This window comes from Kitasatospora sp. NPDC036993 (assembly GCF_055607525.1).
The window spans coordinates 108,020-133,135 of the sequence record NZ_JBVJRP010000018.1; the positions used below are offsets into that span (position 1 = coordinate 108,020).

Here is a 25,116-nt window from a genome sequence, read left to right on the forward strand (position 1 = left end):
CATGGACAGTTTTCGATCATCGGGATAGAACGACCCGACGAAGCAGCGGTACGGGCGGCACGAGGCACGGGGGCACGGTGGGGAAGAAGACGGACGCAGCACGCCAGGACACGCTCTTCACCGCGACCGGCCCCGTCCTGCTGCGCGCACCCGCGCTGGCCCGCCGGCACCGCCACGCCGCCGGGCCCGGCGGGCCCGGCGGGGACACGCCCGCGGCCCACCTCGCCGAGGCCGCCGCCGATCCGGTCCTGCGCGAGGCGATCGAGGTCTCCAGCCCCTCCCTGGCCGACCTGCTGGACCAGACCGCCACCGCCACCGAAGCCCCTCGCCCCGCCGACGCCCCTGGCTCCGCCGAGGCCCCTCGCCCGGCCGCCCTGCGCCGCGGGGCCGAGGCCGTCGGCCGCTACCGGCTGCGGATGGCCACCCGCCCCACCCCCTTCGGTCTGATGGCCGCCGTCGCGCAGGCCCGCTTCGGCACCCGCGCCGAGGTCCGCTGGGACGGCGCCGAACGCCGCGCCTTCCGCCCCGACCTCGGCTGGCTCCTCCCGCTCCTGGACCGGCTGCGCACCGACCCGCAGGTGCTGGGCACCCTGCGGCTGGCCGTCGACCAGCAGGTGGCCCTGCGCGGCGACCGGCTCGTCCTGCCGTACCTGCCCGAACGGCGCACCGCCGCGGCCGGCGCCAGGTCCGCCGCCGGCGCCGCGGACACCGGCGCGCAGCCCGTCACCGAGCGGACCGTCCGCGCCACCGCCGTCGTCCGCGCCACCGTCCGCCACGCCGCCCGCCCCCTGTGCCACGCGGACCTGCTCGCCGCGCTGGCCGCGGACTTCCCCGCCGCCCCGGCCGAGGCGATCGCCGCGCTCGTGCGCACGCTGGTCGCCCAGGGCTTCCTGCTGACCGACCTGACACCCCCGCCGGACAGCACCGACCTGCTCGGTCACGTCCTCGACCGGCTGCCCGACGGCCACCCCGTGGGCGCCGAACTCGCCGCCGTACGAGACCTGCTGGCGCAGGCCTCCGCGCTGCCGCGCGGGCAGGCCACCGCCGTGCTGCGCGAGGCGCGCCGGCGGATGACCGGCCTCGCGCCCGCCGACCGGCCGCTGCACGCCGACCTCGCGCTGGACGCCGGGGTGGTCCTGCCCGCGCGGGTCCGTACCGAACTGGAGCACACCGCCACCGTGCTGTGGCGGCTCTCCCCGCCGGCCACCGCCCCCGAGCACCTGCGCGCCTACCACGCGGAGTTCGTCGAGCGGTACGGCACCGACAGCCCCGTCCCGCTCACCGAAGTGCTCGACCCCGACACCGGCCTCGGCCCGCCCGCCGGCTACCGGCGCCCGGCCGGTGCCCGCGGCGCGGCCAACCCGCGGCCCACCCACGCCCGCACCGACGCCGACGCGGCCCGCGACCGGGTGCTGGCCGAACTCGCCACCGGCGCCCTCGCCGACCGTGAGCCCGGCGCCCCGCTGCCCGAGGTCGTCCTCGACGACGACCTGCTCGCCCGGCTGGTCCCGTCGCAGGAGGAGCCGGGCGGCGCCGCCGACACCCCGCCGGCCTCCCTGGAGCTGTACGCCGAACTCGCCGCCGACTCCCTCGACGCCCTGGACGCCGGGCGGTTCCGCCTCGTGATCTCCCCGACGGCCGGCAGCGACCGCGCCGGTGCCACCTTCGGCCGCTTCGCCGCCCACCTCGCCGGTGCGGGCGCGGACGGCGGCGCCCTGCTCGCCGCCGCCGGCGGCGCCTCCCCCACCGGTACTCCTGACGCCGGTGAAGTCCTGGACGCCCACCTGGAGTTCACCCCCTACCGCCCCCGCCACGCCAACATCGCCCTCACCCCCCGCTGGCTCGGCCACCGCGTCGCCGTCAGCGCCTTCCCCGACCCCGGCGGCCCCGCCGCCCTCCCGCTGGACGACCTCGTCGTCCTCGCCGACACCGAACGCCTCTCCGTCCACTCCCGCAGCCTCGGCCGCGAGATCCGCGCCACCGCCCACCACGCGCTCAACCTGCGCACCGGCGCCCCCAACGCGGCCCGCTTCCTCCAGGAGGTGGCGCTCACCGGCCAACGCCCCTGGCAGCCCTGGGACTGGGGCGCCGCCGCCAGCGCCCCCGCCCTGCCCCGCGTCCGCCGCGGCCGGGTCGTCCTCGCCCCCGCCACCTGGCGCCTCACCGCTCCCGTCCCCTCCGCCGACACCCCGTACGAGCAGTGGGCCGACGGCCTCGCCCGCTGGCGCCGCCGCTGGGGCGTCCCGGCCGCCGTGCGCCTGCTCAGCGGCGACCAGCGGATCAGCCTCGACCTCGACGACCCCTGGCACCGCCGCCTCCTGCACAGCCAGTCCCGCTCCGCCCGGCCCACCGTGCTCCAAGAGGACCTCACCGGCGACGGCGGCCTCACCGGGGACGGCGACGGCGACGGCGGCTGGCTGCGCGGCCCCGGCGGCGCCCACAGCGCCGAACTCGTCGTCCCGCTGCGCCGCGCCGCCCGCCCGTCGGCCCCGGCCCGCCCCGCGGCGCACCGGCCACTGCCCGCGCCCCACCCCCGTACCCCCGAACTCCCCGGCGGCCCCTGGCTGTTCGCCCGCATCGCCGCCGCCGAGGCCCGCCACGACGAGATCCTCGCCGACCACCTGCCCCGCCTGATCGCCGCCCTGCCCGGCGACGTGGACCGCTGGTTCTTCATCCGCTACCGGGACCCGGCCCCCCACCTGCGCCTGCGTTTCCACGGCACCCCGCCCGCCCTCGCCGCCGGCCTGCTGCCCATCCTCCACGACTGGGCGCACGACCTGCGCCGCGCCGGCCTCGCCGCCGACCTGCGTCTGGACGGCTACACCCCCGAGACCGACCGCTACGGCGGCCCCGACGCCCTGGCCCACGCCGAGCGCGTCTTCCACGCCGACAGCCTGGTCGCCCTCGCCGCCCTGCGCCTGGCCCGCGCCGCCCGCACCACGCCCGGGGAACTGCTCGCCGCCGTCAACCTCACCGCCACCGCCCAGGACTTCCTCACGGCCCGCCCCACCCCGCCACCCGTCGGCACCTGGATCGCCGCCACCTACCCCAAGTCCGAGCCCCACCACCAGGCCTTCCGCGCCCACCGGGGCACGGCCCTGCGCGCCATCGGCCCGGACGGCCCCACCACGCCCGCCGGCGGCCTGCTGCCCGCCGACCCCGATCTCACCGCCGCGTGGCAGCAGCGCGCCGCCCGACTCGCCCACTACGCCCCCCGCCTCACCCCGCCCTGCGCCGGACCGGCGCTCGCCTCCCTCCTCCACATGGGCCACAACCGCCTCGTCGGCATCGACCGCGAAGCCGAACGCCGCGCCTACGCCATCGCCCGCGGCACCCTCGAAGCGCACCGCACCCGCCCCACCACCCCGAGCGAGGGCCGATGACCCCCACCGAAGCCCTGCGGGCGGTCACCGCCCAGCTCACCGGCCCCGCCGAGCCCGGGTCCGTCCCCACCCCCGGGCTCGGGGCCGGCCGCAGTGGTGCGGCGCTCGCCCTCGCCGTGCTGGCCGGGGAGGACCCGGCGCTGCGCCGGGCCGCGCACGGACAGCTCGCGGACGCGGCGCGGGCGCCCGGCGCGATGCGCGGGGGCGGCCTCTACTCCGGTGCCGCCGCGGTGGCCTTCGCCGCCCGCGTCATGGCGCGGGCCCCCGGCGAGTACCGGGGGCTGCTGGACGCGCTGGTGCCCCGGGTCGGCGAGTCCGCCGCCGGGCGGGTGGCCGCACTGCGGGCCGATCTGGCGGCGGGGACGGGCCTGCGGGCGCACACCTTCGACGTGGTCTCGGGGGCGTCGGGTCTGGGCCGGCTGCTGCTGGCCCTGGAACCGGACGGGCCCGCGCTGGCCGGAGTGCTGGCCGCCCTGGTGGAAATGGCCGCACCGGCCGGCGGGGCGCTGCCGCGCTGGTGGACGGCGGGCGGCCCCGGGCTTCCCGGCGCGGACTCCGGCCACCCCCGCGGTCACGTCAACCTCGGTCTGGCGCACGGGATTCCGGGCCCTCTCGCGCTGCTGGCCCTGGCCCGGCTGCGGGACGTACGGGTGCCCGGCCAGGACGAGGCGATCGAGGCGCTGGCGCTCTGGCTCGCCGCCCGCGGGATGCCCGCCGGCGGCTGGCCGATGACGGTGCGCGTCGAGGACGTGGAGGAGGGCCGGCCGCCCGCCGACGCGCCGACCCGGGCGGCCTGGTGCTACGGCACCCCGGGCGCGGCCCGGGCGCTCTTCCTCGCCGGCACCGCGCTGGGCCGCGACGACTGGCGGACCACCGCCGTCACCGCGCTCACGGACGCCCTGGCCGGGCCCGCCGCCTGGCACCTGGCCGGCGCCGGGCTCTGCCACGGCACCGGCGGCCTGCTGCGGATCGTCCAGCGCATGGCCGAGGACTCCGGTTCCGCGGCCCTGGCCGCCCACCTGCCCGCCCTCGCCGCGGCCACCGCCCGCGACCTCGCCGCCGCCCTCGCCGCCGGCGAGCCCGCCACCCTCCTGGAGGGCACCGCCGGCGCGGCCCTGGCCCTCCACGCGCACGCCCACCCCGGCGCCGCCGCGGGCTGGGACGCCTTCCTCCTCCTCGGCTGAGCCCGCTGCCAGCCGCCCGCCGTCAGAGTCAGCGGTCAGCTCAGGACGGCGAGTTCGGCCACCACGGCGCGGTGGTCGCTGCGCGGCAGGGCGTGCTCGGTGACGTCGACGGCGGTCAGCGCGGGCCCGTGCAGGACGTGGTCGATCTGGATCACGGCCGGGACGCGGTAGTCGGGGTGGTCCTGGGGCCAGGTCGGGAAGAGGCCCGCGCCGAGTTCCTCGTGGGTGTCGGTCAGGCCGGTGGCGATCAGGTCGCGCGGAACCCGCCCCGCCCGTCATCGGCGAGCGGCGTCACCGGCCGCCGAGGCGGCCGATCCGTTCGGCGGTCAGACAGGCGCGCACGATGGCCACCCGGACCAGCGGGCCGCCGAGGCCGCACTTGATGACGTAGAAGAGGATGAGGTTGGTCGAGGTGACCGCCAGCGCGTACACGTAGACGTCGTGCAGGAGTCCCAGGTAGAGCAGGGTGCCGACGGTGAGGACCGCGACCGCGTAGAACATCGAGGTCGGCGACCACTGGGTGAACGCCGCCAGACCGGTGATCTTGCTGTCGTCCTCGGGCACCGTGGTCAGCCCGAGCCGCCGGGAGCGCGCGATGACGGCGCGGACGTACGCCAGGGTGAGGAGGTTGGCGAGCCAGGTGAGGATCTGTCCGATCGCCGAGTTGACGGGCCACCAGCGCGGTTCGACCAGGGTGATGGCCAGCACCAGGCCGCACGGGACCACCGCCATGATCCGCATGATGGTCTCGGTGGCCAGGGCGAGCCTGCTCAACGAGCCGGCCCTGCGGCCGATGGCGAGCGGTGTCAGGCCGGAGAACAGCATCTGGTAGTACTTCGGGGCGGCGATGGCGTAGGACAGCCCGACCATGCGGGCCGGAAGGTTGGCCCGCCAGTCCGGCACGGTGTAGTCGGAGTGCCGCCACGAGTCGACGACCGGCAGGCCTTCACGGTCGCCGCCCAGGTGCTGGACCAGCTCGATCAGCCGGTTGTCCCAGGACAGGTTCAGGTCGCGGAACAGCCAGGTCAGGACGGCGAAGTTGGTGAGCGCCCACACCAGGGCCGACAGCAGCGACCATCCGAGCAGCCAGGTGGCCAGCGGTGGCCGGCTGCCGGTCGCCGACGGGGTACCGCTTCGCCTGCGGCCGCGCCACAGCCGCCACTCCCGGCCGGGGTCGCCCGCCAGCGGCCGGGCCAGCTCGCGCAGCGCCCGCCACCCGGTTTCGACCCGCAGCTCGCCGCTGTCGCGCTCGGCGGCCCGGACCAGTTCGAGTTCGGCGAGGAAGCCCTCCTTCAGCCTGGCGTAGGAGAAGTCCCGCCGCTCCGGATCGGAGAAGATCAGCAACCGCCGCTCCGGGACGGCGTCGACCAGGTCCTCCAGGAACCGGGCCAGCTGCGGGGCCCGCATGTAGAAGACGTCCGGCACCACCCGCTCGGTGCTCTCCACCCCGGTGCCGAACAGCATCAGCAGCCGGCCCAGCGAGTAGAGGTCGGCCCGCAGGATGTGGCCGTCGCCGGACCGCACCTCGGGCGCGATGTACGAGGACGCCACGCCGGTGGCGCCGGTGATGGTGTGCGTGTACAGGTAGTTCCGGCCGAGGTCGACCAGCCGGAAGGTCCCGTCGGCGGCCGAGACGATGATGTTGGACGGCGAGAGGTCCGCGTGGACGCCGCCCGGCCCGCCGTGCAACGGGTTGTCCGCGGCGACCTGCTGAAGCTCCGCCAGCGCGTCGAACAGCTTCGACCCCTGCTCGCGGAGCCGGTCCAGACTCAGCCGCAGCTCGCCCGCGGGCCGGCCGGCGGCCTCGGCCCGGACGGTCTCGGCGAGGGTGCTGCCCTCGATGAACTCCATCATGATCCAGGTGTCGAAGCTGGCCCACACCCGCACCAGGTGCCGCAGGCCCTGAGCAGCCGACCCGTAGGTCCGCGCGTACTCCCGGGTCGCCTTGGCCAGGGTCTCGATCCGGGTGAACGGGTAGAGGACCAGCTTCAGCGCGAAGTCGGGGCGGGCCCCGTGCACCGCCCCGGTGGTGCTCCCGCGGAGGATCACGGACGTGCTGCCGTGACGGTGGAAGCGCAGGTTCGGGGCCATCGCCCGCCACTCCCGGACCGCCTGCTCGCTCTCCGGGGCGGGACGGCGCCCGGCGGCGGGCTCGGGGCTGTAGACGGCCGACACCACCCGGCCGACCTCCTCGTCCGCGGCGAGCACACCGCAGACCGCCGGGCAGTCGTGGGTGAGGGCACTCGCGTCCGCACCGCCCGCCGGGTCCGCGGCCGGCAGGCGGGAACGCTGCGCCTCGGACTCGGCCAGGCCGATCAGCGTCAGCAGGAACAGCCCCGTGAACCCGAAGACGTCGGCGCAGTCCTGCCTGAGCGCTTCGCCCTGCTCCCGGTAGCCGGCGCACCAGGCCGTCAGACGGGCGATCACGGCCGTCCGTGAGCCGAGCCCGAAACGGGTGTCGAACGAGCGCTCGTCCACCGGTATGTCCTGCAGCACCCGCCGCCAGGCGGCTTGCCGGCCGGCGAGCCGCCTGGCGCCCTCCGGCCCGGCCGGCGACAGGCCCAGCGCCGATCGCAGGGAGGCCGTCCGGTCCTGGCTATAGCCCGTCAGGTCGCGCAGGGCCGCGAGCACCGGATCGAGTGCCACTCCTTGGGGCGCCATTCGCGGTCTCCACCACCGTCAGCCGGGGTATGGCATGGATGCGGCCCTGGGCGATCATCGCGGTGGGTCGGTTCTCCAACGCGCAGAAGGCCGTCTCGTAGGCCGTGCGGGCATGTTCGAGCAGCAGGTGCCGGTCCATCTCGTGCCGCTTCAGTTCCGGCATCCAGGGCAGCGGAGCGAGGTCCAGCACGTGCGGCCCGACCCCGCCGGACGAGTGCCGCTCACCGCGCAGCCACTCCTGGTCCCGGTACTTCTGCCGGATCGCCGCCAGGTAGCCGCGTCCCAGTCCGGTACGGAGCCGTTCGAGGTGCAGGTAGGTGAAGCGGTGCATCGGGGACACGCTTCCGCCGACGCGCTCGCGCATCGGACGGGTGCTCAGCGAGAGCACGTGCGTACAGCCGTCGTCGAGCGCGAGCCGGAACGGGAGCGCCGTGAGCACGCCGCCGTCCACCGCTCGTCTCCCGTCGGAGGTGCGCGCGGTGCCCGGGACCGCGATCGGCAGCCAGGCGGAGGCGCGCAGCGCCGTCTTGAGTTCCTCCTTGGAGGAGAAGTCGCGCAGCACGACCGTTCGCAGGGCGTCGACATCGGTGACCGGAACGGCCAGCCGGGCCGGAGAGTCGATCACCGCCGCGTAGTCCAGCGGTTTGACCCGTTCCATGACGTGCTCGAAGGAGTAGTCGAGATTCAGAATGGGCTTTCGCTGCAAGGCCCTGGAAAAGTCGACGAACCTGCGTGTCGTCAGGTCGTCGTAGTAGATCGAGAGCGAATACCAGGTGTTCCCCGCAAGGAAGTAGGCGCCGTTGATCCCGCCCGCCGAACACCCGTAGACCACGTCGAAGGCGTTCTTGAAGCCGTGGTCCTCCAACTGGCACAGCATGGCGGCCGACACCACCCCGCGCATGCCCCCGCCCTCGACCGCGAGCGCGACCCGCGCACCGTCGGCGCGGCTCCCCGGCAGGCTGCCGGAGTCGCGCCTGGCCCGCAGGATTTCGAGCACGGGATGATCGGGATCCCAATACCCTTGTCCAGATATGAACCCGTCGGTCACAGTGACGTACTGTGCCACACGCGGAACGCGCCCGGCAGTGTTTTTTCACGGGACGACGGGGCGAAGATGCGGAGCGCCGGCCACCGCTTTCGCAAGCGGGGGGCGGCAATTCCGTTTACCGAGCGGGAAACCGGGCTCGGGAATTCCTGGCGCCGAAGTCGAATGCGGAGAGGCAGCGGCGGTCGGCCGCTGGGGGAAGACCACCGCCGCCTTCCGGGCCGGCCCCCTGATGACAGGTCCTAGCCGGGCCGGACGGGCCCGCCGCACCGGGGCGCCGTCGGGTCAGAGCACGACCTCCTTGAGGAGGCCGGTGGCGACGTCGAGGACGAAGCCGCGGACGGAGTCCGTGTGCGGGACGAAGGGGCTGGTGCGGATCCGGGCGGCGGACTGCCGGACGTCCGTCTCCAGGTCGGTGAAGGCCTCGGCGGCCCACGGGGGTTTGACGCCGGTCTCCTCCCGGATCGACTCGCGGAAGGCGTCGTCGCCGAAGGTGAGCATGCCGCAGTCGGTGTGGTGGATGAGGATGATCTCCCGCGTGCCGAGCAGCCGCTGGCTGATCGCCAGCGAGCGGATGGCGTCGTCGGTCGCCACCCCGCCGGCGTTGCGGATCACGTGCGAGTCGCCTTCGGCGAGGCCGAGCGCGCCGCAGACGTTGAGCCGGGCGTCCATGCAGGCCAGGACGGCCGTGTGGCGGGCCGGCGGGAGCGGGAGCGGCCCGTCGAAGGCCGAGGCGTAGTCGGCGTTGTTGCGCAGGTAGAGGTCGGTGACGGTGTCGGTCATGGTGGACGGCTGTCCCTTCGGTGCGGTCGGATCGTGGTGGGCCGGGGCACCCGGGAGCCCCCGTCCTCGCGGACCGGTGGGTGCGCGAGGCGCGGGCGGCACGAGGCGGCGGCCGCTTCTCGGCAGCCGCTTTCGCGACGGGTGTGCCCCGGGGCGCGGCGCGGACGGGCCGCCGGCCGGAGCGACGGCGGGTCCGCGCGGCGGAGGCGGGCGGCCGTCACGGCGGCGCCGTCCGGCAGGGGGCGGAACGGCGCGGCCGGACCGGCCGGGCGATCAGACGCCGACCGGACAGCCGGTGGAGTGGACGCGGCCGAAGTCGATGTGACGACGGCGGACGAGCACGGTCATGCGGGCACCGTACTGCCCGGCGGAGCCGCCCGGGCGGGAATCGCCCGTTCTCCACTCCCCCGGGTGACCGCACCCCGGGGGACGCCGGCGGCGGCACCGGGTCGGTACGGCCGGCCGGCCGCCGAACTGCCAGGTGTGCACCTCGACGTCGGCGTACCGGTCCGCCGTCAGGACGGCGTGTGCCGTCTCCGCGTCCGGCGCCGGGACCAGCACCGCCGTGCCGAGCGGCGGGGAGCCGGGACGGTCGCGGTGGTAGCAGAGGAATTCCATGATCGTGTGGTCCCGTCGGGGAGGTGGCCCGGTCGAGCGGGTTTCGCCGCCGGGGACGACGCCCACCCGGATCGGCTGCGAACTCATGAGGTCGTATCCGAACTTGATGCGATTTCCGGCGCCTTCTCCGTCACACACACCGGTGAACCTGTCCCGAAGCGGGGGCGTGGTCGGCCGGTTGCCGCTCTCCTGGGGTCCTGTCCGGATCGGGCGTCCGCCCGCCGATCACGAGAGTGGGGCCCAGGTGGGGATGAGAAGACGAAGGACGGGCGTCGCGCGGGCCGCGGTGCTCGCCGTCGCGCTGGCCGGCAGCGGGTCGCTGACGGCGCCGGAGGCGTTCCCGCAGAGCGCGGAAGGAACGGTGACGGTCCGGGTGGTCCGGGCGGTGGACGCCTCGGGGGTGTGGACGCCCGCGCTGGAACCGGGGCTGCCGGGTGTGAGGGTGACGCTCACCGGCGGGGACCGGGTCCGCGTCGAGGGCACCACGGCGGCCGACGGGACGGTGACGCTGGCACCGCCGGCGCGCAGCAGGGAGCACGGCGGCGGGTACCGGGTGCGGGTGGTGAATCCGCGGCCGGGCGTGCTGTTCCCCGCCTTCGCCTCGCGGCAGGGGCTGGACGGCGCGCCGGACCGGCTGAGCTCCAACGAGGAGTTCGTCGACCTCTCCGGCGGCGCCGACGTCTCGTACACCACGGGGCTGTGGAGCCCCGGCGACTACTGCCAGAAGAACGCGACCCTGGTGACGACCTGTCAGAACACCACCTGGCAGGGCGGTGCGCAGCGCACGCTGGTGTCGTTCCCGTACGGTGCGCGCGGCCAGGACGGGGTGGACGTGAACGTCACGGACATCGCCACCGACGCGCAGACCGGCACGCTGTTCGGCATCGCGTGGAACCGGGCCGACCGGCGGGTGTTCTCCTCGGCGGCGGCCAAGCGCACCACGGGGTACGGGCCCGGTGGCGCCGGCGGGATCTACGTGACGGACCTGGCGCGGAAGCGGACCACGCTGTTCGCCACCGTCCCGGACGCCGGGGGCACGGCGCACGGGCCGGGGGCGGACGAGGCGTTCCTGGCGGTGCCGGGCAGGGAGAGCCTCGGCGGGCTGAGGGTGACGGACGACGGCAGGGACCTGTTCGTCGTCAACCTCAACGACCGCCGGCTGTACCGCTACGACGCCACGGCGGCGACCGCGTCGGCGCCGAAGGCCGTCTACGCCATCCCGGATCCGGGCTGTCCCGCGGCCGGGGACTGGCGTCCCTTCGGTCTGGGCCTCCAGGACGGGACCGGGTACCTCGGCGGTGTCTGCTCGGGCGAGTCGACGGGCCGGGCGTCGGACCTGCGGGCGGTCGTGCTGCCCTTCGACCCGGCCACCGGCCGGTTCCGGCAGGCCGTGCTGGACCAGCCGTTGGACTACCCGCGCCAGTCGACGGTCGGTGCGGGCCCGTGCGACGGCGCGGGCTGGTTCCCGTGGACGGACACCTACCCGGCGACGCAGAACGGGCAGGTCTGCTCCGGCTACCGCGCCCAGCCGGAGCCGGAGCTGGCCGAGGTCGGTTTCGAGACGGACGGCTCGATGCTGCTGGCCTTCCGCGACCGCCTCGCCGACCGGGCGACGGGGCAGGCGGCGGCGGGCGGCGCGGTCGGTGAGGTCCTGTCGGGCGGTGACCTGAACAAGGCCTGCGCGGCGGACGGCGGCTACGTGATGGACACCGACAACGGCTGCGGGCTCTCGCCCCGGGGCACCCGCTTCTTCGACACCAGCCGGATGGGCTTCCACCACAACGCGTCCTACGCGGGGATGGCGTTGTCCAAGGTCGAGTCCACCGTCGCGGTCTCCGGGTTCGACCCGAACAGCACGGCCTTCGGCTACGGCACGTCGTTCCTGCGGCGGGCGGACGGCGGGCAGGACCCGGTGTCCGGGCTGCGGCTCAACCCGGCGGACGTCCCCGCGCCGTTCGGCAAGGGCGCCTCGATGGGCGACCTGGAGGTGCTCTGCGACCGGGCACCGCTCCAGATCGGCAACCGGGTCTGGTACGACGCCGGGCGCACGGGCGTCCAGCAGCCGGGCGGGCTCCCCGTGGCGGGTGCCACCGTCCACCTGTACGACGGGGCGGGCACGCTCGTCGGGACGGCGAGGACGACGGCGCGCGGCGAGTACTACTTCGACGACTCGAACGTGGACGGCGGCCTCACGCCGCGCACCGCGTACACGCTCCGGCTGGACGAGCCGGCCGACTACGCCGAGGGCGGTCCGCTGTACCGGTGGGTGCCCACCAGGCACGGCGTCGGTGACGATCCGCTCATCGACTCCGACGGCGTCGCCCCGCCGGGGGGACGATATCCCGAGCGGGCGCTGACCACCGGCGGACCGGGCGAGAACGACCACTCCCTCGACTTCGGGTTCCGGCGCTGCGGCTGCGGGCACTGACCCCGGTCGTGCGGGACGGGGCCCCGGGGCGCTTCGGTGCCCCGGGGCCCCTGTCCGAGGAGTGGAATCCCGCCCGCGGCGGACGGTGCGCGCGGCACCGTGGACGGCATGATCCTGCGACCGAAGACCGACGACCCCGCCGCCTACCTCGCGGCGGACGAGGTGATCGACCACCGGCACCCGGAGCTGCGCCGGCTGGCCGCCGAACTGGCCACGCCGGAGGCCGCGTTCCACCACGTCCGCGACCGGGTCGCCCACTCCGCGGACGCGGGCGCGTACAGCGGGGCGTTCCGCGCCTCCGGGGTGCTGGCGGCGCGCAACGCGATCTGCCACGGCAAGTCCCATCTGCTGGCCGCGCTGCTGCGGGCGCAGGGGGTGCCGGCCGGCCTGTGCTACCAGCGGCTGGCGGACGGCTCGGGCGGATTCGTGCTGCACGCCCTCAACGCCGTTCTCCTGCACGGTCGTTGGTCCCGCCTGGACGCCCGGGGAAACCGGGAGGGCGTGGACGCGCGGTATGACCTGGAGCGGGAGCGGCTGGCCTGGCCGGTCCGGCCGGAGCTGGGCGAGCGGGACTACCCTGGGGTCTTCGCCGCACCGCCGGCCCCGCTGGTCCTGGCGCTCGCCCGGGCCGTGCCGGGCCGGCAGGGCTACGGCTACCTGCCGGCGGAACTGCCGGGCGAGGCGGCAGCCGGTTCGGGTGAGGCGGCGGCTCGGTAGGCTGCGGCGCGTGTTCGAGTCGTGCCCGCCGGTCAGCGGGCGGCGCACCGGCCGGCCCTGTCCGCACCTCGGGTTGCGGCGTCCGGACCACCGCCGTGAGCGGAGGCCGCGCGATTCGCATGACAGCCGCGGCCGGCTTCGCGATCATGGGCCGGTGGCCATGGAACCGGACCTTCTCAGCCTGGACATCGTCTGCCCACCGCCCGGCGAGGGAGGCACCGAGATCCGCCCGATCGTCAACGGCCGGGACCTCCTGGCCGGCCTGTCCCCCCGCGGCGGGGAGGGAGGCCCCCGGTTCGTGGGAGCAGGGCCCCGGTACCTGCTGCGCCGGACCAGGCCGCCGCGTGCCACGGCGACGCCCCACGAGGTTCGTCTCGCTGGGGCCGGGTGCGGTCTGGAGCGGTGCTGCGGTGCTCTGTACGTGACGGTCAGGCGGGACGGGGAGCAGGTCGTCTGGGCGGGCTGGCGCGACCCGGCCGATCAGGACTTCGACCTGCCGGAGCTCCGGTTCGCCGCCGATCGGTACGAGGCCGAGGTCCGGCGGGCCGAGGAGGACCGCGGCTGGGAGTGGCCGGCGGCGGTGGTCGCGACGCTGCTGGAGGCGGGGCTGAGGGAACGCGAGGACTGGCTCGCCCGGTGGGAGTGCGAGCTGGAGGCCGTCTGGGCCTCCCGCGAGGAACCGGACCGGATCAGCGTCGTCCTGCGGCATCCCCCTGGCAGGGAGGAGACGGATCTGCCCTGGGCCCAGTTCCTGATGACCCTTCCGATCTCCGCGGACGACCCGTCGGACCAGGCCGGGCGCCTCGAAGCACGGCTGACCGCGGGCGACCCCCGTGCCACGGCCGAGCTCTGCGGAGGTTCCGACCCCGACCAGGTGGGCTACCCGTGGCCGTAGCCGGCCGGCCCGGTCGGCGAATCGCCGAACGACCTGCGGTGTCGGCCGTCTGACAGACCTATACAGGTGGCCTGCCGGTCGTCCGGCGGGGCCGACGGCCGGATGACGGTGACACGAAGGCGGTGCCTGACACCGTCCAGGGAGCGGCCGGCCCGGATCGAGCGGGCGGCTCGATCCCGAAGGAGTCACCCATGCGCACACCCGTCACGATCATCGGCGCCGGGCTCGGCGGCCTCACGCTGGCCCGGGTCCTGCACGTCCACGGAATCCCGGTCACGGTCCACGAGGCCGAGCCCTCCCCGTCGGCGCGCTCCCAGGGCGGGATGCTCGACATCCACGACGACACCGGGCAGCCCGCCCTGCGGGCGGCCGGCCTGCTGGACGAGTTCCGCGCCATCGTGCTGGAGGGCCGCCAGGCGATGCGGGTCCTCGGCACCGACGGGACGGTCCTGTTCGACGTGCCCGACGACGGCACCGGCGGACGCCCCGAGGCGCAGCGCGGCGACCTGCGGCGGATCCTGCTCGACTCGCTGCCCGCCGGCACCGTCCGGTGGGGGCGGAAGGCCACCGTCGTCCGGGCCCTGGGCGACGGCCGTCACGAGGTGGTGTTCTCCGACGGCACCGCCGTCACCACGGACCTGCTGGTCGGCGCCGACGGCGCGTGGTCACGCGTCCGGCCGCTGCTCTCCGCGGCCAGGCCCGAGTACGTCGGCAAGTCCCTCGTCGAGACGTACCTGGCCGACGCGCGCACCCGGTACCCGGCCACCGCGCGGGCGGTCGGCGACGGGTCGATGATGGCGTCGTCGCCGGGCAGGGAGATCTTCGCCCACCGGGAGAGCGGCGACACCCTGCACGCCTACGTGTGGATCACCGAGCCGCTGAACTGGTTCTCGGGCATCGACTTCACGGATGCCGCCGCGGCCACCGCGCGGATCGCGCGGGAGTTCACCGGCTGGGCGCCGGAGCTCGTCGCGCTGATCACCGAGGGCACCGCGCCGGTCCTGCGTTCGCTCTACGCCCTCCCGGACGAGCACCGGTGGGACCGGGTGCCGGGGGTGACCCTGATCGGCGACGCCGCCCACCTCCAGGCCCCGAACGGCGAGGGCGCCAACCTGGCCATGCTCGACGGTGCCGAACTCGGCAGGGCGCTCGCCGCGCACCCCGACGACGTCGAGGCGGCGCTCACCGCGTACGAGCGGGCCATGTTCCCCCGCAGCGCGGAGGCCGCCGTCTCGTTCCCGGAGCGCGTCTCGGAGGGCTGGTCGGAGGGCGGCATGACCCCCGACATGATCGAGTTCATCACCGGGCAGGGCCGGTGACGAGCCGGATTCCGGCTCCCGCCGGGACGGCCGGGCGGGCCCCGGAGGCGGCGGATTTCCTCGGGACCGGTCCCGCGCCGGTCTGCTAGCCTTCCGAAGGCCGTGCGAGAGAACGAGGAGGTGGTACCCGTGAACGCAGTTTCGACATGGGTGCTCCCCTCCGGGGTCACGGTCGGGCGATAGGTCGTCCGGGAGCGCCGTTCAGAGCACTCCCGAAAGGCATGACCATCATGCGATTCACTTCCGAACAGCGCCTCGACGACGGCATCCTCGAACGCGAGTTCACCCTCGGCGAGATCCCCGGCACCCTGTGGACGCCCGCGTCCGCCTCCGCGTCCGCACCGGCTCCGCTGATCCTGATCTGCCCCCCGCCGCTCGGACTGGGCAGGATGTACCCCCGGCTGGCGGGGCGGGCCCGGTACTACGCGGCGGAGTACGGCTTCGCCGCGGCCACCATCGAGCTCCCCGGGAGCGGCGACCGTCCCCGCTGGGCCGCCGCCGACCGGGCCCGCGCCGACCTGCGCCGGGTGATGGAGGCCGGCGGGCCGGTGAGCGGCGAGATCGTCGATGCCCTGATCCTCCCGCTGGTCGAGAAGGCCGTCCCGGAATGGCGGGCGGCGCTCGACAACCTCCTCGCGCTGCCCGGGATCGGCGGCCCGGTCGGATACGAGGGGGGAATCATCTCCATCGGCGTCCGGCTGGCGGTGGTCGAGCCGCGCGTCTCGGCCGCCAGTCTGTTCGCCGGGAGTCTGGTGCCCGCCGCCGTCTTCGAGGAGGCCCGGCAGGTCACCATCCCGCTGCACGTCCTGTTGCAGTGGGACGACGAGGGGAACCCCCGGCAGGCGGCCCTGGACCTCTTCGACGCCTTCGGTTCCAGGGAGAAGACCCTGCACGCCAACATGGGCGGGCACACCGGCGTCCCGCAGTTCGAACTCGACGCCGGGGCCCGGTTCTTCGCCCGGCACCTGAAGTGACACCGGGCCGCCGGGCCGCCGGCGGGCGGTAGCCCGTACCGGCCGACGGCACTCCCCCGCCGGTGGGACGTCGCCGTCGTGCCGGGCGGGATCCCCGGCCTCACCGGGGATCCCGCCCCACGTCGAGATGGCCCTGAGGAAGGGCGGCGGGACGTACACCGTCGACTTCTGGCTCAACGCCCGGCAGGAGCTCGGCCGGTTCCGCGAGTTCGGCGAGCAGGACGGCGAGGCGAAGGCCGCCACCGCGGGCCCGGGCCCGGAAGCCGCGTAGCGGCGGCGGTCATCCGAGGTCGAAGGTGTTCGGCAGGCCGAGGCGGTAGCGGGCCTCGTCGAGCAGCTTGAGCGGTTCCAGCTCCGGGGGCCGGAAGAGGAGCCGGATCCGGCAGCGTTCGGCGGTCGAACCGTCCGCGTCCAGCAGGGCGTTGACGGCGCGCCGCGCGGACTCGTTGGCCCCTTCCATGGTGGCCAGGTCGACGTCGGTGCGGACGTAGTCGCCGGCCAGGAAGAAGTTGCCCACCGCGGTCGTGGCGGAGGGCCGGTGGTACAGCGTTCCGGCGGGGTGGACCAGCAGCTGCTCGCGGTTGGCCGGCGCCGGCCCGCCCAGACCGGTGACGGCCGGGTCGAGGAACCACGAGTGCACGTCCGCGTCCGCCGGCCACCCGGCGCCCGGCCGTTCGAGGGCCCGCCGGCACTGCGCCCAGACCTCGCGGGCCACCTCCTCACGGGTGCACTCCTTGGCCGTCCTGCCGTAGAGGATCCCGGGCCGGTCCCACTCCGAGACGCAGACCGAGAGGCAGTCGCGCACCGTTCCGTCGCCGTAGCCGGCCGCGAAGTCCCGGTCCCAGAACTGCGCCTGGCCGACCGCGGTGAGCGCCCACGGGGAGTCCAGGCAGACCGCGTGGCCGTGCACCAGCCGCACCGGGCGGCGCAGGTAGAACTGGATGCCCGTCATCCAGTCCGTGCCGATCGCGTCGCAGCGCGCCAGCTGGGGATCGGCGGCGCGCAGGCGCGGACCCCAGGTGGCGCGGGCGTGCTCGACCGGCAGCGCGCTGAGGTAGTGGTCGGCCCGCACCGTCTCGGGGGCCCCGCCGCCGGCCGGAGCGACCCGGACCCCGGTGATCCGGCCGTCGGCGTACAGCACCTCCCTGACCTCGGTCCCGGTCCTGAACACGACGCCCAGCGACGACAGGTGTGCCGCCCACGGGTCGATCCAGGCCTCGCTGGTGGGGCCGTTGAGCACCCGGTCGGGCTGTCCGTCGACGCCCCGCCCGAGCAGCCCGTTCAGCAGGAAGGCCTCGACGACGGTGCGGGCCACCGTACGGGTGCTGGCCTGCTCGGCCCGGGTCGCGACCAGGTCCCCGGACAGGCCGACGCCGAGGAGGCGCTGGTAGTCGTGGGACATCCGCCCGGCCCTGATGAAGTCCCACCACGGCACCCGTTCCCACTGCTGCTCGCGGCGCACGTCGCAGCTGGTCAGGTGGACCAGGACCCGGTCGACGAAGTAGGCCAGCTCGTCCGCGGGCAGGTGCAGCACCTCGTCCAGCGCGCCGGTCAGGGTCCGCCGCAGGGCGTCCGGGGCGAGGTCGCCCAGGTCGAGCGGCCGGGTGGTGAGGGTCCGGAACGGCAGGAGCAGGCCCGGGCGCGGGGCGTCGTAGGCCAGCAGCGCCTGGGTGGCGTCGCGCAGGTTGTCGTGGACGCCGCCGGGGTTGCCGGCGCAGGGGATGCGGCGCAGGGTGTCCGGCAGGTTGCGGTAGAAGCCGGGGAAGAACCGGAAGCCGTGCTCGCCCGGCAGCGCCCGGCGGCCGCCGGTCGCGCTGCCCGGCACGTCCATGCTCCTGGCCTTGCCGCCGAGCGCGGCGTGGTACTCGTACACCGTCACCCGGTAGCCGCGCTCGGCCAGTTCGTGCGCGGCGCTCAGCCCGGAGACCCCGCCGCCGAGGACCGCCACGCTCCGCCCGGAGCCGCCGCGGGCGCCGGTGCCCGCCCCGCGCGGGAGCGCGGCGGCACCCGCCGCGGGACCGGCGGCCACGGCACCGCCCAACACGGCGGCACCGGTGAGGAACTGACGCCGCGTCCGGCCGCTCACCGCAGCGTCCCGCGAACCCTCGGCCGATCCCATGATGCGCGCACCTCCGACTCCCCGGTCACCCGAACGGCGGGGCGACCCCGGTGTGCAACGACGGGACCCGGCTCCGGTCACCGGTCCGGGCCGAGGGCGCTACGGGAAGGCCGCGACGATGCGGTCCGGGGGTGTCACGCCGGGGCGGGCGTCGGAACGATCCAGAGCTCGGACGGGCCGCTGATGATGACGGACTCCAGCCGGGCCGGCGGCGTCCTGGACGGGTCCAGGACGCTGTCGGGGTAGGCGCCGAAGAGGCCGTCCAGGGCGACTTCGGTCTCCAGTCGGGCCAGGGGCGCGCCGAGGCAGAAGTGCGGGCCGTGGCCGAAGGACAGGTGCTCCTTGTCGGGGCGCGTCGGGTCGAAGTCGTCCGGCCGGTCCGGGTGGGCCTCCGGGTCCCGGCCGGCCGCGCCGAATCCGAGCAGGATCGGCTCGCCCCGGCGGATGACCACGCCGTCGCCGAGGTCGACGTCCTCCAGCGGGTAGCGGAGCGGGAGGTGCATCGCCGGGCTCTCGTAGCGCAGGGTCTCCTCGATGACGTCCGCCCAGCCGAGGGTGCCGTCGCGGACCCCGGCCAGGTGGCGGGGGTGGGTGAGGAGGGCCTGGACGGCGCTGGTGATGAGGTTGACGGCGGTCTCGTACCCGGCGCCGAGCATCAGGAAGAGGACGTCGCGGGACTCCTCCTCGCTGCGGCCCGTCTCGCCGCCGGTGCTGACGGCGGCCACGTCGCTGGCGAGGTCCGGCCCGGGCTCGCGTCGTTTGAGCTCCAGCAGTTCGGTCAGCACCACGTTGATGTCCGCCCGCGAGGCCGTCATCTGCTCGGTCGTCGCCGTCGTCGTCAGCAGGGTGCCCATCGCCCCGTCTATCCGGGGCCGCAGGTCGGCGGGTACGCCGAACAGGTCGCAGATCACCGTCATGGTCAGCGGGAGGGCGAGGGCGCGGCGGATGTCCACGGCCTCCCCGGGGGCGAGCGCGCCGACGAGGGCGGCGGCCGTCGCCTCGATCCCGGGGCGCAGCGCGGACACCCGGCGGGGTGCGAACGAGGGTGCCATCCGGCGTCGGGCCGAGCGGTGTTCGGCGCCGTAGAGGTTGAAGAAGTTCTGCTGGAAGGCGATCGGTCCCATCGGCCATCCCTCGGGTACCGAGGCCAGGCCGGGCCAGTGCTTGCGCGGGTCGCGGGAGATGCGCGGGTCGCTGGTGAGGGCGCGGATCACCGAGTTGCGGGTGACGGACCAGGCGATGATGCCGTCGGGGAGTTCGACCCGTACGGCGGGTCCGGCGGAGCGCAGCTGCGCGTTCTGCTGGTGGAGGGTGCGGGCGGTCATGTCCAGGACCGGGCAGCCGCTGTGGTCCTGGGGTGTGGGAGCCATGGTGTTGCTCCTCGGGATCTCGGGGTGCCCCGTCAGGCCGTACCGGGGCCTGCGCTCCGTTCTAGTGGGGTGCGGCGCGGTCGTCAACGGGGCCGCGCTCCGTTCGGATGCGCGGCCCCTGCTTTCCCCCTGCCGGGGGTTACTGCCGGTCGGGTTACTGCCTGTCGGGTTACTGGCCGGTCAGTGCCCGGGCCCGGACGGCGCGGCGCAGCGTGTCCAGCTGGTCCACCAGTCCGCGCCGGGTCGCCGCGGTGAGGTCCGGGTCGGCCAGGCAGGCCTCGGCCGCCCGTACGGTCCGTTCGGTGGCGGCGAAGGCGGGGAAGGCCGCGGTGGCGAGCACCCGGGCCAGGGCGGGGCCGCGGCGGGCGGTGGCCGGGCCCAGTTCCTCGAAGTAGCGCGTGGTCAGCCGGTCGAGCAGTTCGGCCTGCTCGGGCTGCCACAGGCCCCTGGCGGTGGCGGTGGCCAGGTAGTTGGAGAGTTCGCCGTGGAACAGGGTCTGCCAGGCGGCTTCCTTGGCGGCCGGGTCGGGCAGTGCGGCGCGGCAGCGGGCGGCGCCCTCCTCGCTGGTGTCGCTGGGGTCGGCGGCGAGTTCGGCGGCGATGTCCGGTTCTCCCGCCGCGCCGAGCACGCACAGTCGCAGCAGCAGGTGCCAGCGCAGGTCCGGGTCGAGCACCGGTCCGCCGGGCACCGTGCCGGCCGCCAGCCAGTCGCGCAGTTCGGTGGCCTGTGTCCGGTCGGCGGCGGTGTTGATCACGCCGCGGGCGGCCACCAGGCGCAGGCCGGTGCGGTCCGGTTCGCCCTCGGTGCGCCGCAGCAGGGTGCGGCAGACCTGTGCCAGGGTGGCGAGGGCGGCCGGGCGGGCGGCCGGCGGTACGGCGCAGTCCGCCACGAAGTCGCGGGCGAAGGAGAGCACCGCGTCCACCAGGTGGACGGAGGTCTCGCCGGGCAGGTGGGCGGCGACCAGCTCCAGGTACTCGCCGGGCGTCAGTTCCCCGTCGCGCACCTGGTCCCGGGCGGCGCTCCAGAGCACCGCCCTGGCGAGTTCTTCGGGCACGGCGCCGAGCGAGGACCGCACGGTCTTCCAGGAGCCGGGGTCGAGGCGGATCTTGACGTAGCTGAGGTCGGTGTCGTTGAGCAGGGTCAGCTCGGTGGCGGCAGCGGGCCGCACGGGCGCGGCGGTGGCGTCGGCCGTCAGGTCGAGCGGCACGCGGCCGGCCAGTTCCAGGGTGCCCTCGGCGGTGCGCCGGTAGTGGGCCGCGGTCAGCTGGTGCGGGCGGGGCGTGCCGTCGGGCGAGGTGTGTTCGATCCGGCCGTCGGTCAGCCGCAGGGTGTCCACGCCGGTGGTGCGCAGCCAGCGGTCGGCCCAGCCGTGGACGTCGCGGCCGGAGGCCGCCGCCAGTGCCCGGAGGAGGTCGTCGAGGGTGGCGTTGCCGAAGGCGTGTTCGTCGAAGTAGTCGTTGACTCCGGTGAGGAAGGCGTCCTCGCCGAGCCAGGCGACCAGTTGGCGCAGTGCGGCGGCGCCCTTGGCGTAGGAGATGCCGTCGAAGTTCTGCAGTGCCTGGGCGGTGTCGTCGACGGTGCCGGGTGCCACGGGGTGGGTGGAGGGGCGCTGGTCGGCGTCGTAGCCCCAGGGCTTGCGGTCGGCGGCGAAGCCGGTCCAGGCGCCGGTGAAGCGGGTGGAGGCGGCGGTGACGCTGTAGGCCATGTACTCGGCGAAGGACTCGTTCAGCCAGAGGTCGTCCCACCACTTCATGGTGACCAGGTCGCCGAACCACATGTGCGCCATCTCGTGGACCACGACCAGGGCGCGTTCCTCGCGCTTGGTGTCGGCCACGGCGGAGCGGAAGATGTACTCGTCGCGCAGCGTGACGCAGCCCGGGTTCTCCATCGCGCCGGCGTTGAACTCCGGGACGAAGCACTGGTCGTAGCTGTCGAAGGGGTAGCGGTGGCGGAAGACCCGGTGGTAGTGGTCGAAGCCCTGGCGGGTGATCTCCAGCAGTTCGGCGGCGTCGGTGTCCAGGTGGGCGGCGAGTGAGCGGCGGCAGTGCAGGCCGAGCGGGATCCCGTCGTGCTCGGCGCGTACGGAGTGCAGGGGGCCGGCGACCACGGAGACCAGGTAGCTGCTGATGGCCGGGGTGGTCGCGAACTCCCAGCGGCCGGGCGTGACCTGGCGGCCCGTGCTGTTGCCGACCACGGTCCACTGCGGCGGCGCGGTGACGGTGACGGTGTACCGGGCCTTGAGGTCGGGCTGGTCGAAGGAGGCGAACACCCGTGGGCCGTCGTCGAGGAAGGACTGGGTGTAGACGTAGTCCTCGCCGTCGGCGGGGTCGGTGAAGCGGTGCATGCCTTCGCCGGTGTGGGAGTAGGCCATGTGGGCTTCGACGGTGAGTTCGTTGTCGGCCGCGAGGCCGGTCAGCGGGAGGCGCCCGGCGCGCAGCGTGGTGGCGTCCAGTTCGCGGCCGTTCAGCACCGCTCGGTGGAGGGTGGCGGGTTTGATGTCCACGTAGGTGTCGGCGCCGGGGGTGGTGCAGCCGAAGCGGATCACGGTGGTGGAGCCGAACACCTCCCGGCCGAGGGTGAGGTCGAGATCGAGGTGGACGGTGCGGACGTCGAGCTGTCGGTGGCGCTCGGCGGCCTCGGTGCGGGTGAGTACTGAGGTATCGGACACGGGGATCATGCTGCTCCATCCGGCGGGCGGGCGACACCCGCTTTTCGGCAGAGGAGGCCCGGACGGCGCCGTCCTCTCCCCTCGGGGTCCGCCGTCCGGGCTCGCCGCCCACCGCACAGAGCCCGGCCACCGGGACGTCCACGCACCGGCGGCCGGGCGTTCGACGCTTGACTTCAAGTCGGCTTCAGGTACCAGACTGCGGGGCATGCCGAACGACACCGCAGTCACCCGCCACCAAGCCGCCTCCGACCGGCTCTTGACGGACAGTCAGGACAGCCTGGACAGTCAGGACGGCCGGGGTCCCGATGCCCTCCCGCTGTCCGCCGCCGTGCTCGACGAGATCGCCGGACGGCTGGCCGCCGGGCGGCCGGCGGTGGTCGGCCTCGGGGAGTCCACGCGCTTCTCGCGGGAGACCTTCGGGGTGCGGGACCAGCTGTTCCGCCGGCTGGTCCGGGACCACGGCTTCCGCGCGCTGGCCGTCCAGGACGGCGCGGGTGCCGCCGCCGCCCTGGACGCGTACGTGTCCGGCGGCGGGGGTTCGGCCGCGTCCGCGCTGGCCGGTGCCTGGCGTCCGTGGCGCACCGCCGGGATGGCCGCCGCCCTGGAGTGGATCCGGGCGTTCAACCGGGACCACCCGGGCGATCGGGTCCGGATCTTCGGCGTGAAGCCGGTCCAGGCGGGGCCCGCCGACTACGACGCCGTCCTGGAGCAGGTGCGCGCGGCGGCGCCGGAGCTGCTCGCGCGGGTGGCGGACCATCTGGAGCCAGCCCGCACCGCCCACGGGACCGAGGAGCACGTGCAGCGGGCGCGGGGAGTCCACCCGGGCCGCCCGTTCGCCGAGCACGCCCGCGACGCACTCCGGCTGGTCGAGTCCCTCCCGGGTGCCGGCGACGCGGTCGCGAGGATGCGCCTGATCGTGGAGTACCACGAGCGCAGCGTCGCCGGGCGGGGCACCTACGCGGGCGAGGCCGAGGTGTGGGCCGACGTCGTCGCCGGCTTCCGGCGCAGGACCGCTCTGCGCACCGTCTACTGGGACGGCATCGCGCACACGTCGGCGGCCGACACGGTGCTGGGCCTGGTGCCGGATCGCGGTCCGCAGGCCACCGTCGGCAGCCTGCTGCGCGGGCGCTACGGCCGGGGGTACGTCTCCGCGGCGATCGGCTTCCACCACGGCGACCTCGGCGTCGCCGTCGCCCCGGAGCCGGCCGCGGACCTGGTCGACGCGAGGCTCGGCGAGACGGACCTGCCCGCCCGCTGGCTGGACCTGCGCCGGGAGGACGTGCGCCGCCGGTGGGACGGACCGGCGAAGGCCCGGGTCATCAGCGGTGTCTACACCACGGAGCGCGACGGCGCCGAGCACCTGGCCGTCGCCTCCCTGGCCGAGGCCTTCGACGTCCTCGTCCACATCCGCCGGACCTCCCCGGTGCGCCGGCTGCCGTGAGCCCGGGGCACCGGGAGGCGGTGTCAGCCGCGCCGCCCCGTGCGGCGAGCCGTGGCCGGGAGGCCGACGACGAGCAGCAGCGCGGCCGCCACGGCGTAGGCGAGGTGGTGGCCCGGCAGGGACAGGTCGCCGGGTCCGGCCGGGCCGGCGGCCTGGGCGAGGCCGGCCAGGACGGTGGGCCCGATGCCGCTGCCGATCTGCAGGGCGGTGGCGGTGACCGCGGAGGCGGTGCCGTGGGCCCGGTCCGGCACGTGGCGCAGGCCGGTGGCGGTGAGGGCGGGAAAGGCCAGGCCCTGTCCGACGCCGGTGACGACCAGGCCGGCCAGGACCGGTCCGGCGTAGGGGCTGTGCTCCCCCGCCGCGCACCAGATCAGCACGCCGCCGGCGGTGAGCAGCAGGCCCGGGACCAGGAGCGGGCGTGGTCCGCGGGTCCTCATCAGCCGCCCGGAGACCAGCGCGGCACCGGCGACGGCGAGGCTGACGGGAAGGACCGCCAGGCCGGAGGAGGCCGGGGACATCCCGCGCACCTGCTGGAGGTAGAGCGGCAGCAGGAACAGCGAGCCGGTGACGCAGAAGTAGAACGCGCCGGCCACCACCGCCGCGGTCCGCACGCCGCGGGTGCGCAGCAGGTCCCGGTCCAGCAGGACCGCGTCCCCGCCGCGGGTGCGGCCGCGGCGCCACCACAGGCAGCCGGCGGCGGCGGTGCCGGCCGCCACCGCGGCCGCGAGCGGGCCGCCGCCGGGGCGGGAGGCGAGGTCCGCGGCGAGGACGGTCAGGGTGATGGCCGTCACCAGCGCGCCGGCTCCCGTCAGGTCCAGCGGGCCGCGGCGCTGTCGCGCGCCCGGCGGCAGCCACCGTACGGCGGCCGCGGCGATGACCACCGCGGCCAGGGCCTGGAAGGCGAACACCCAGCGCCAGCCGAGGGTGCCGGTGACCACTCCCCCGAGGACCAGGCCGGCTCCGTAGCAGCCCGCCTGCGCGGCGGAGAAGACGCCCAGGGCGCGCGAGCGCACCGGCCCGTCGGGGTACACCGAGGTCAGCAGGGCCGTGGCGGCCGGCATGGTGATCGCCGCCCCCGCTCCCTGGAGCACCCGCCCGGCCACGACCAGCCGGAAGTCGGGGGCGGTGAACGCCAGGACGGCGCCCGCCGCCAGCAGGGCCAGGCCGCCGACGAGCACCCGCCGGCGCCGCAGCCGGTCCGCCATGGCCCCGCCGCACAGCAGCAGGCCCGCGAACGCGAGCGCGTAGCCGGTCACCGCCCAGGACAGGTTCTGCGCCGAGGTGCCGAACCGCTCGCCGACCGAGGGCAGGGCGCTGTTGAGGACGGCGACGCCGCCGGCGTCCAGGCCCGCCGCCGCGCTCAGCACGGCCAGCGGCGCGTACCGGGCGGGCGCCGGAGCAGCGAGCGCCGGGGTGTCAGGTGTCGGGGCGTCGGGACGGGTGCGGGCGGGCGAGAGCGGTTCGCCGGGGCGGACGGGCATCTGCGGGCTCCAGGAACGACGGACGAACGG

At 75.4% G+C, this 25,116-nt stretch carries 17 protein-coding genes; 9 read left to right on the forward strand and 8 right to left on the reverse strand.

Going from position 1 to position 25,116, the window contains the following annotated elements:
* Positions 1–77 precede the first annotated feature (77 nt).
* Both ACZ7C5_RS31000 and ACZ7C5_RS31005 read left to right on the forward strand, forming a co-directional pair.
* Positions 78–3,383, forward strand: coding sequence for a lantibiotic dehydratase (locus ACZ7C5_RS31000; protein ID WP_470323938.1), 3,306 nt, complete (start codon positions 78–80; stop codon positions 3,381–3,383).
* Positions 3,380–4,567, forward strand: a complete 1,188-nt coding sequence (locus tag ACZ7C5_RS31005) for a lanthionine synthetase LanC family protein (RefSeq protein WP_401092277.1) — start codon at positions 3,380–3,382, stop codon at positions 4,565–4,567. The genes ACZ7C5_RS31000 and ACZ7C5_RS31005 overlap by 4 nt, the downstream gene beginning before the upstream one ends.
* A 291-nt stretch (positions 4,568–4,858) precedes the next feature.
* Here the strand turns inward: ACZ7C5_RS31005 and ACZ7C5_RS31010 are convergent, their stop codons facing one another.
* The 4 genes from ACZ7C5_RS31010 to ACZ7C5_RS31025 form a co-directional block, all read right to left on the reverse strand.
* Positions 4,859–7,228: a protein kinase family protein gene (locus tag ACZ7C5_RS31010; protein ID WP_470323939.1), complete on the reverse strand. Its 2,370-nt coding sequence runs from the start codon at positions 7,226–7,228 to the stop codon at positions 4,859–4,861.
* Positions 7,164–8,225: a patatin-like phospholipase family protein gene (locus tag ACZ7C5_RS31015; protein WP_401092279.1), complete on the reverse strand. Its 1,062-nt coding sequence runs from the start codon at positions 8,223–8,225 to the stop codon at positions 7,164–7,166. Before ACZ7C5_RS31015 ends, ACZ7C5_RS31010 begins: the two co-directional genes overlap by 65 nt.
* A gap of 333 nt (positions 8,226–8,558) precedes the next feature.
* On the reverse strand, positions 8,559–9,056 hold the full coding sequence (locus ACZ7C5_RS31020; protein WP_470323940.1) for a beta-class carbonic anhydrase: 498 nt from the start codon (positions 9,054–9,056) through the stop codon (positions 8,559–8,561).
* A 273-nt stretch (positions 9,057–9,329) separates the two neighbouring features.
* The gene (locus ACZ7C5_RS31025) at positions 9,330–9,674 is read right to left on the reverse strand and encodes a hypothetical protein (protein WP_470323941.1); all 345 of its coding nucleotides are present in this window, start codon (positions 9,672–9,674) and stop codon (positions 9,330–9,332) included.
* Positions 9,675–9,924: 250 nt separating this feature from the next.
* Between ACZ7C5_RS31025 and ACZ7C5_RS31030 the strand changes: the two genes are divergently transcribed.
* The 6 genes from ACZ7C5_RS31030 (at position 9,925) to ACZ7C5_RS31055 (ending at position 16,278) form a co-directional block, all read left to right on the forward strand.
* Positions 9,925–12,102: an SdrD B-like domain-containing protein gene (locus tag ACZ7C5_RS31030; RefSeq protein ID WP_401092281.1), complete on the forward strand. Its 2,178-nt coding sequence runs from the start codon at positions 9,925–9,927 to the stop codon at positions 12,100–12,102.
* A 108-nt stretch (positions 12,103–12,210) separates the two neighbouring features.
* On the forward strand, positions 12,211–12,819 hold the full coding sequence (locus tag ACZ7C5_RS31035) for a transglutaminase-like domain-containing protein (RefSeq protein WP_470323942.1): 609 nt from the start codon (positions 12,211–12,213) through the stop codon (positions 12,817–12,819).
* Positions 12,820–13,240: 421 nt separating this feature from the next.
* Complete coding sequence (locus tag ACZ7C5_RS31040) at positions 13,241–13,714, forward strand: hypothetical protein (protein ID WP_470323943.1); 474 nt, start codon at positions 13,241–13,243, stop codon at positions 13,712–13,714.
* 191 nt (positions 13,715–13,905) lie between these two features.
* Entirely contained in the window at positions 13,906–15,033 is a 1,128-nt protein-coding gene (locus tag ACZ7C5_RS31045; RefSeq protein WP_470323944.1) for an FAD-dependent oxidoreductase, read from the forward strand.
* Positions 15,034–15,263: 230 nt separating this feature from the next.
* Positions 15,264–16,007, forward strand: a complete 744-nt coding sequence (locus tag ACZ7C5_RS31050) for an alpha/beta hydrolase (protein WP_401092283.1) — start codon at positions 15,264–15,266, stop codon at positions 16,005–16,007.
* A 127-nt stretch (positions 16,008–16,134) separates the two neighbouring features.
* The gene (locus ACZ7C5_RS31055) at positions 16,135–16,278 is read left to right on the forward strand and encodes a hypothetical protein (RefSeq protein WP_401092284.1); all 144 of its coding nucleotides are present in this window, start codon (positions 16,135–16,137) and stop codon (positions 16,276–16,278) included.
* A 9-nt stretch (positions 16,279–16,287) separates the two neighbouring features.
* Here ACZ7C5_RS31055 and ACZ7C5_RS31060 read toward each other — a convergent pair whose 3' ends face one another.
* The 3 genes from ACZ7C5_RS31060 to pepN all read right to left on the reverse strand — a co-directional run bounded on the left by ACZ7C5_RS31060 (position 16,288) and on the right by pepN (position 22,173).
* Positions 16,288–18,126, reverse strand: a complete 1,839-nt coding sequence (locus ACZ7C5_RS31060) for a hydroxysqualene dehydroxylase (RefSeq protein ID WP_470323945.1) — start codon at positions 18,124–18,126, stop codon at positions 16,288–16,290.
* 134 nt (positions 18,127–18,260) lie between these two features.
* Positions 18,261–19,496 (reverse strand): cytochrome P450 family protein, encoded by a 1,236-nt coding sequence (locus ACZ7C5_RS31065; RefSeq protein ID WP_470323946.1) that lies wholly within the window; start codon positions 19,494–19,496, stop codon positions 18,261–18,263.
* Between the two features lie 169 nt (positions 19,497–19,665).
* Positions 19,666–22,173: an aminopeptidase N gene (gene pepN, locus ACZ7C5_RS31070; protein WP_470323947.1), complete on the reverse strand. Its 2,508-nt coding sequence runs from the start codon at positions 22,171–22,173 to the stop codon at positions 19,666–19,668.
* Between the two features lie 196 nt (positions 22,174–22,369).
* Here pepN and ACZ7C5_RS31075 point away from each other — a divergent pair, with 196 nt between their 5' ends.
* Positions 22,370–23,605, forward strand: coding sequence for an erythromycin esterase family protein (locus ACZ7C5_RS31075; RefSeq protein WP_470323948.1), 1,236 nt, complete (start codon positions 22,370–22,372; stop codon positions 23,603–23,605).
* 23 nt (positions 23,606–23,628) lie between these two features.
* On the opposite strand, the gene ACZ7C5_RS31080 is transcribed toward ACZ7C5_RS31075, so the two are convergent.
* Positions 23,629–25,086, reverse strand: a complete 1,458-nt coding sequence (locus tag ACZ7C5_RS31080) for an MFS transporter (RefSeq protein ID WP_470323949.1) — start codon at positions 25,084–25,086, stop codon at positions 23,629–23,631.
* Between the last annotated feature and the right edge of the window lie 30 nt (positions 25,087–25,116).

Bases quoted from the DNA above. Each gene is read 5' to 3' on its own strand.
- ACZ7C5_RS31005 (WP_401092277.1), top strand. From the start codon at position 3,380: ATGACCCCCACCGAAGCCCTGCGGGCGGTCACCGCCCAGCTCACCGGC.
- ACZ7C5_RS31010 (WP_470323939.1), bottom strand. From the start codon at position 7,228: ATGGCGCCCCAAGGAGTGGCACTCGATCCGGTGCTCGCGGCCCTGCGC.
- ACZ7C5_RS31020 (WP_470323940.1), bottom strand. From the start codon at position 9,056: ATGACCGACACCGTCACCGACCTCTACCTGCGCAACAACGCCGACTAC.
- ACZ7C5_RS31025 (WP_470323941.1), bottom strand. From the start codon at position 9,674: ATGGAATTCCTCTGCTACCACCGCGACCGTCCCGGCTCCCCGCCGCTC.
- ACZ7C5_RS31030 (WP_401092281.1), top strand. From the start codon at position 9,925: ATGAGAAGACGAAGGACGGGCGTCGCGCGGGCCGCGGTGCTCGCCGTC.
- ACZ7C5_RS31035 (WP_470323942.1), top strand. From the start codon at position 12,211: ATGATCCTGCGACCGAAGACCGACGACCCCGCCGCCTACCTCGCGGCG.
- ACZ7C5_RS31045 (WP_470323944.1), top strand. From the start codon at position 13,906: ATGCGCACACCCGTCACGATCATCGGCGCCGGGCTCGGCGGCCTCACG.
- ACZ7C5_RS31050 (WP_401092283.1), top strand. From the start codon at position 15,264: ATGCGATTCACTTCCGAACAGCGCCTCGACGACGGCATCCTCGAACGC.
- ACZ7C5_RS31055 (WP_401092284.1), top strand. From the start codon at position 16,135: ATGGCCCTGAGGAAGGGCGGCGGGACGTACACCGTCGACTTCTGGCTC.
- ACZ7C5_RS31060 (WP_470323945.1), bottom strand. From the start codon at position 18,126: ATGGGATCGGCCGAGGGTTCGCGGGACGCTGCGGTGAGCGGCCGGACG.
- ACZ7C5_RS31065 (WP_470323946.1), bottom strand. From the start codon at position 19,496: ATGGCTCCCACACCCCAGGACCACAGCGGCTGCCCGGTCCTGGACATG.
- pepN (WP_470323947.1), bottom strand. From the start codon at position 22,173: ATGATCCCCGTGTCCGATACCTCAGTACTCACCCGCACCGAGGCCGCC.
- ACZ7C5_RS31075 (WP_470323948.1), top strand. From the start codon at position 22,370: ATGCCGAACGACACCGCAGTCACCCGCCACCAAGCCGCCTCCGACCGG.
- ACZ7C5_RS31080 (WP_470323949.1), bottom strand. From the start codon at position 25,086: ATGCCCGTCCGCCCCGGCGAACCGCTCTCGCCCGCCCGCACCCGTCCC.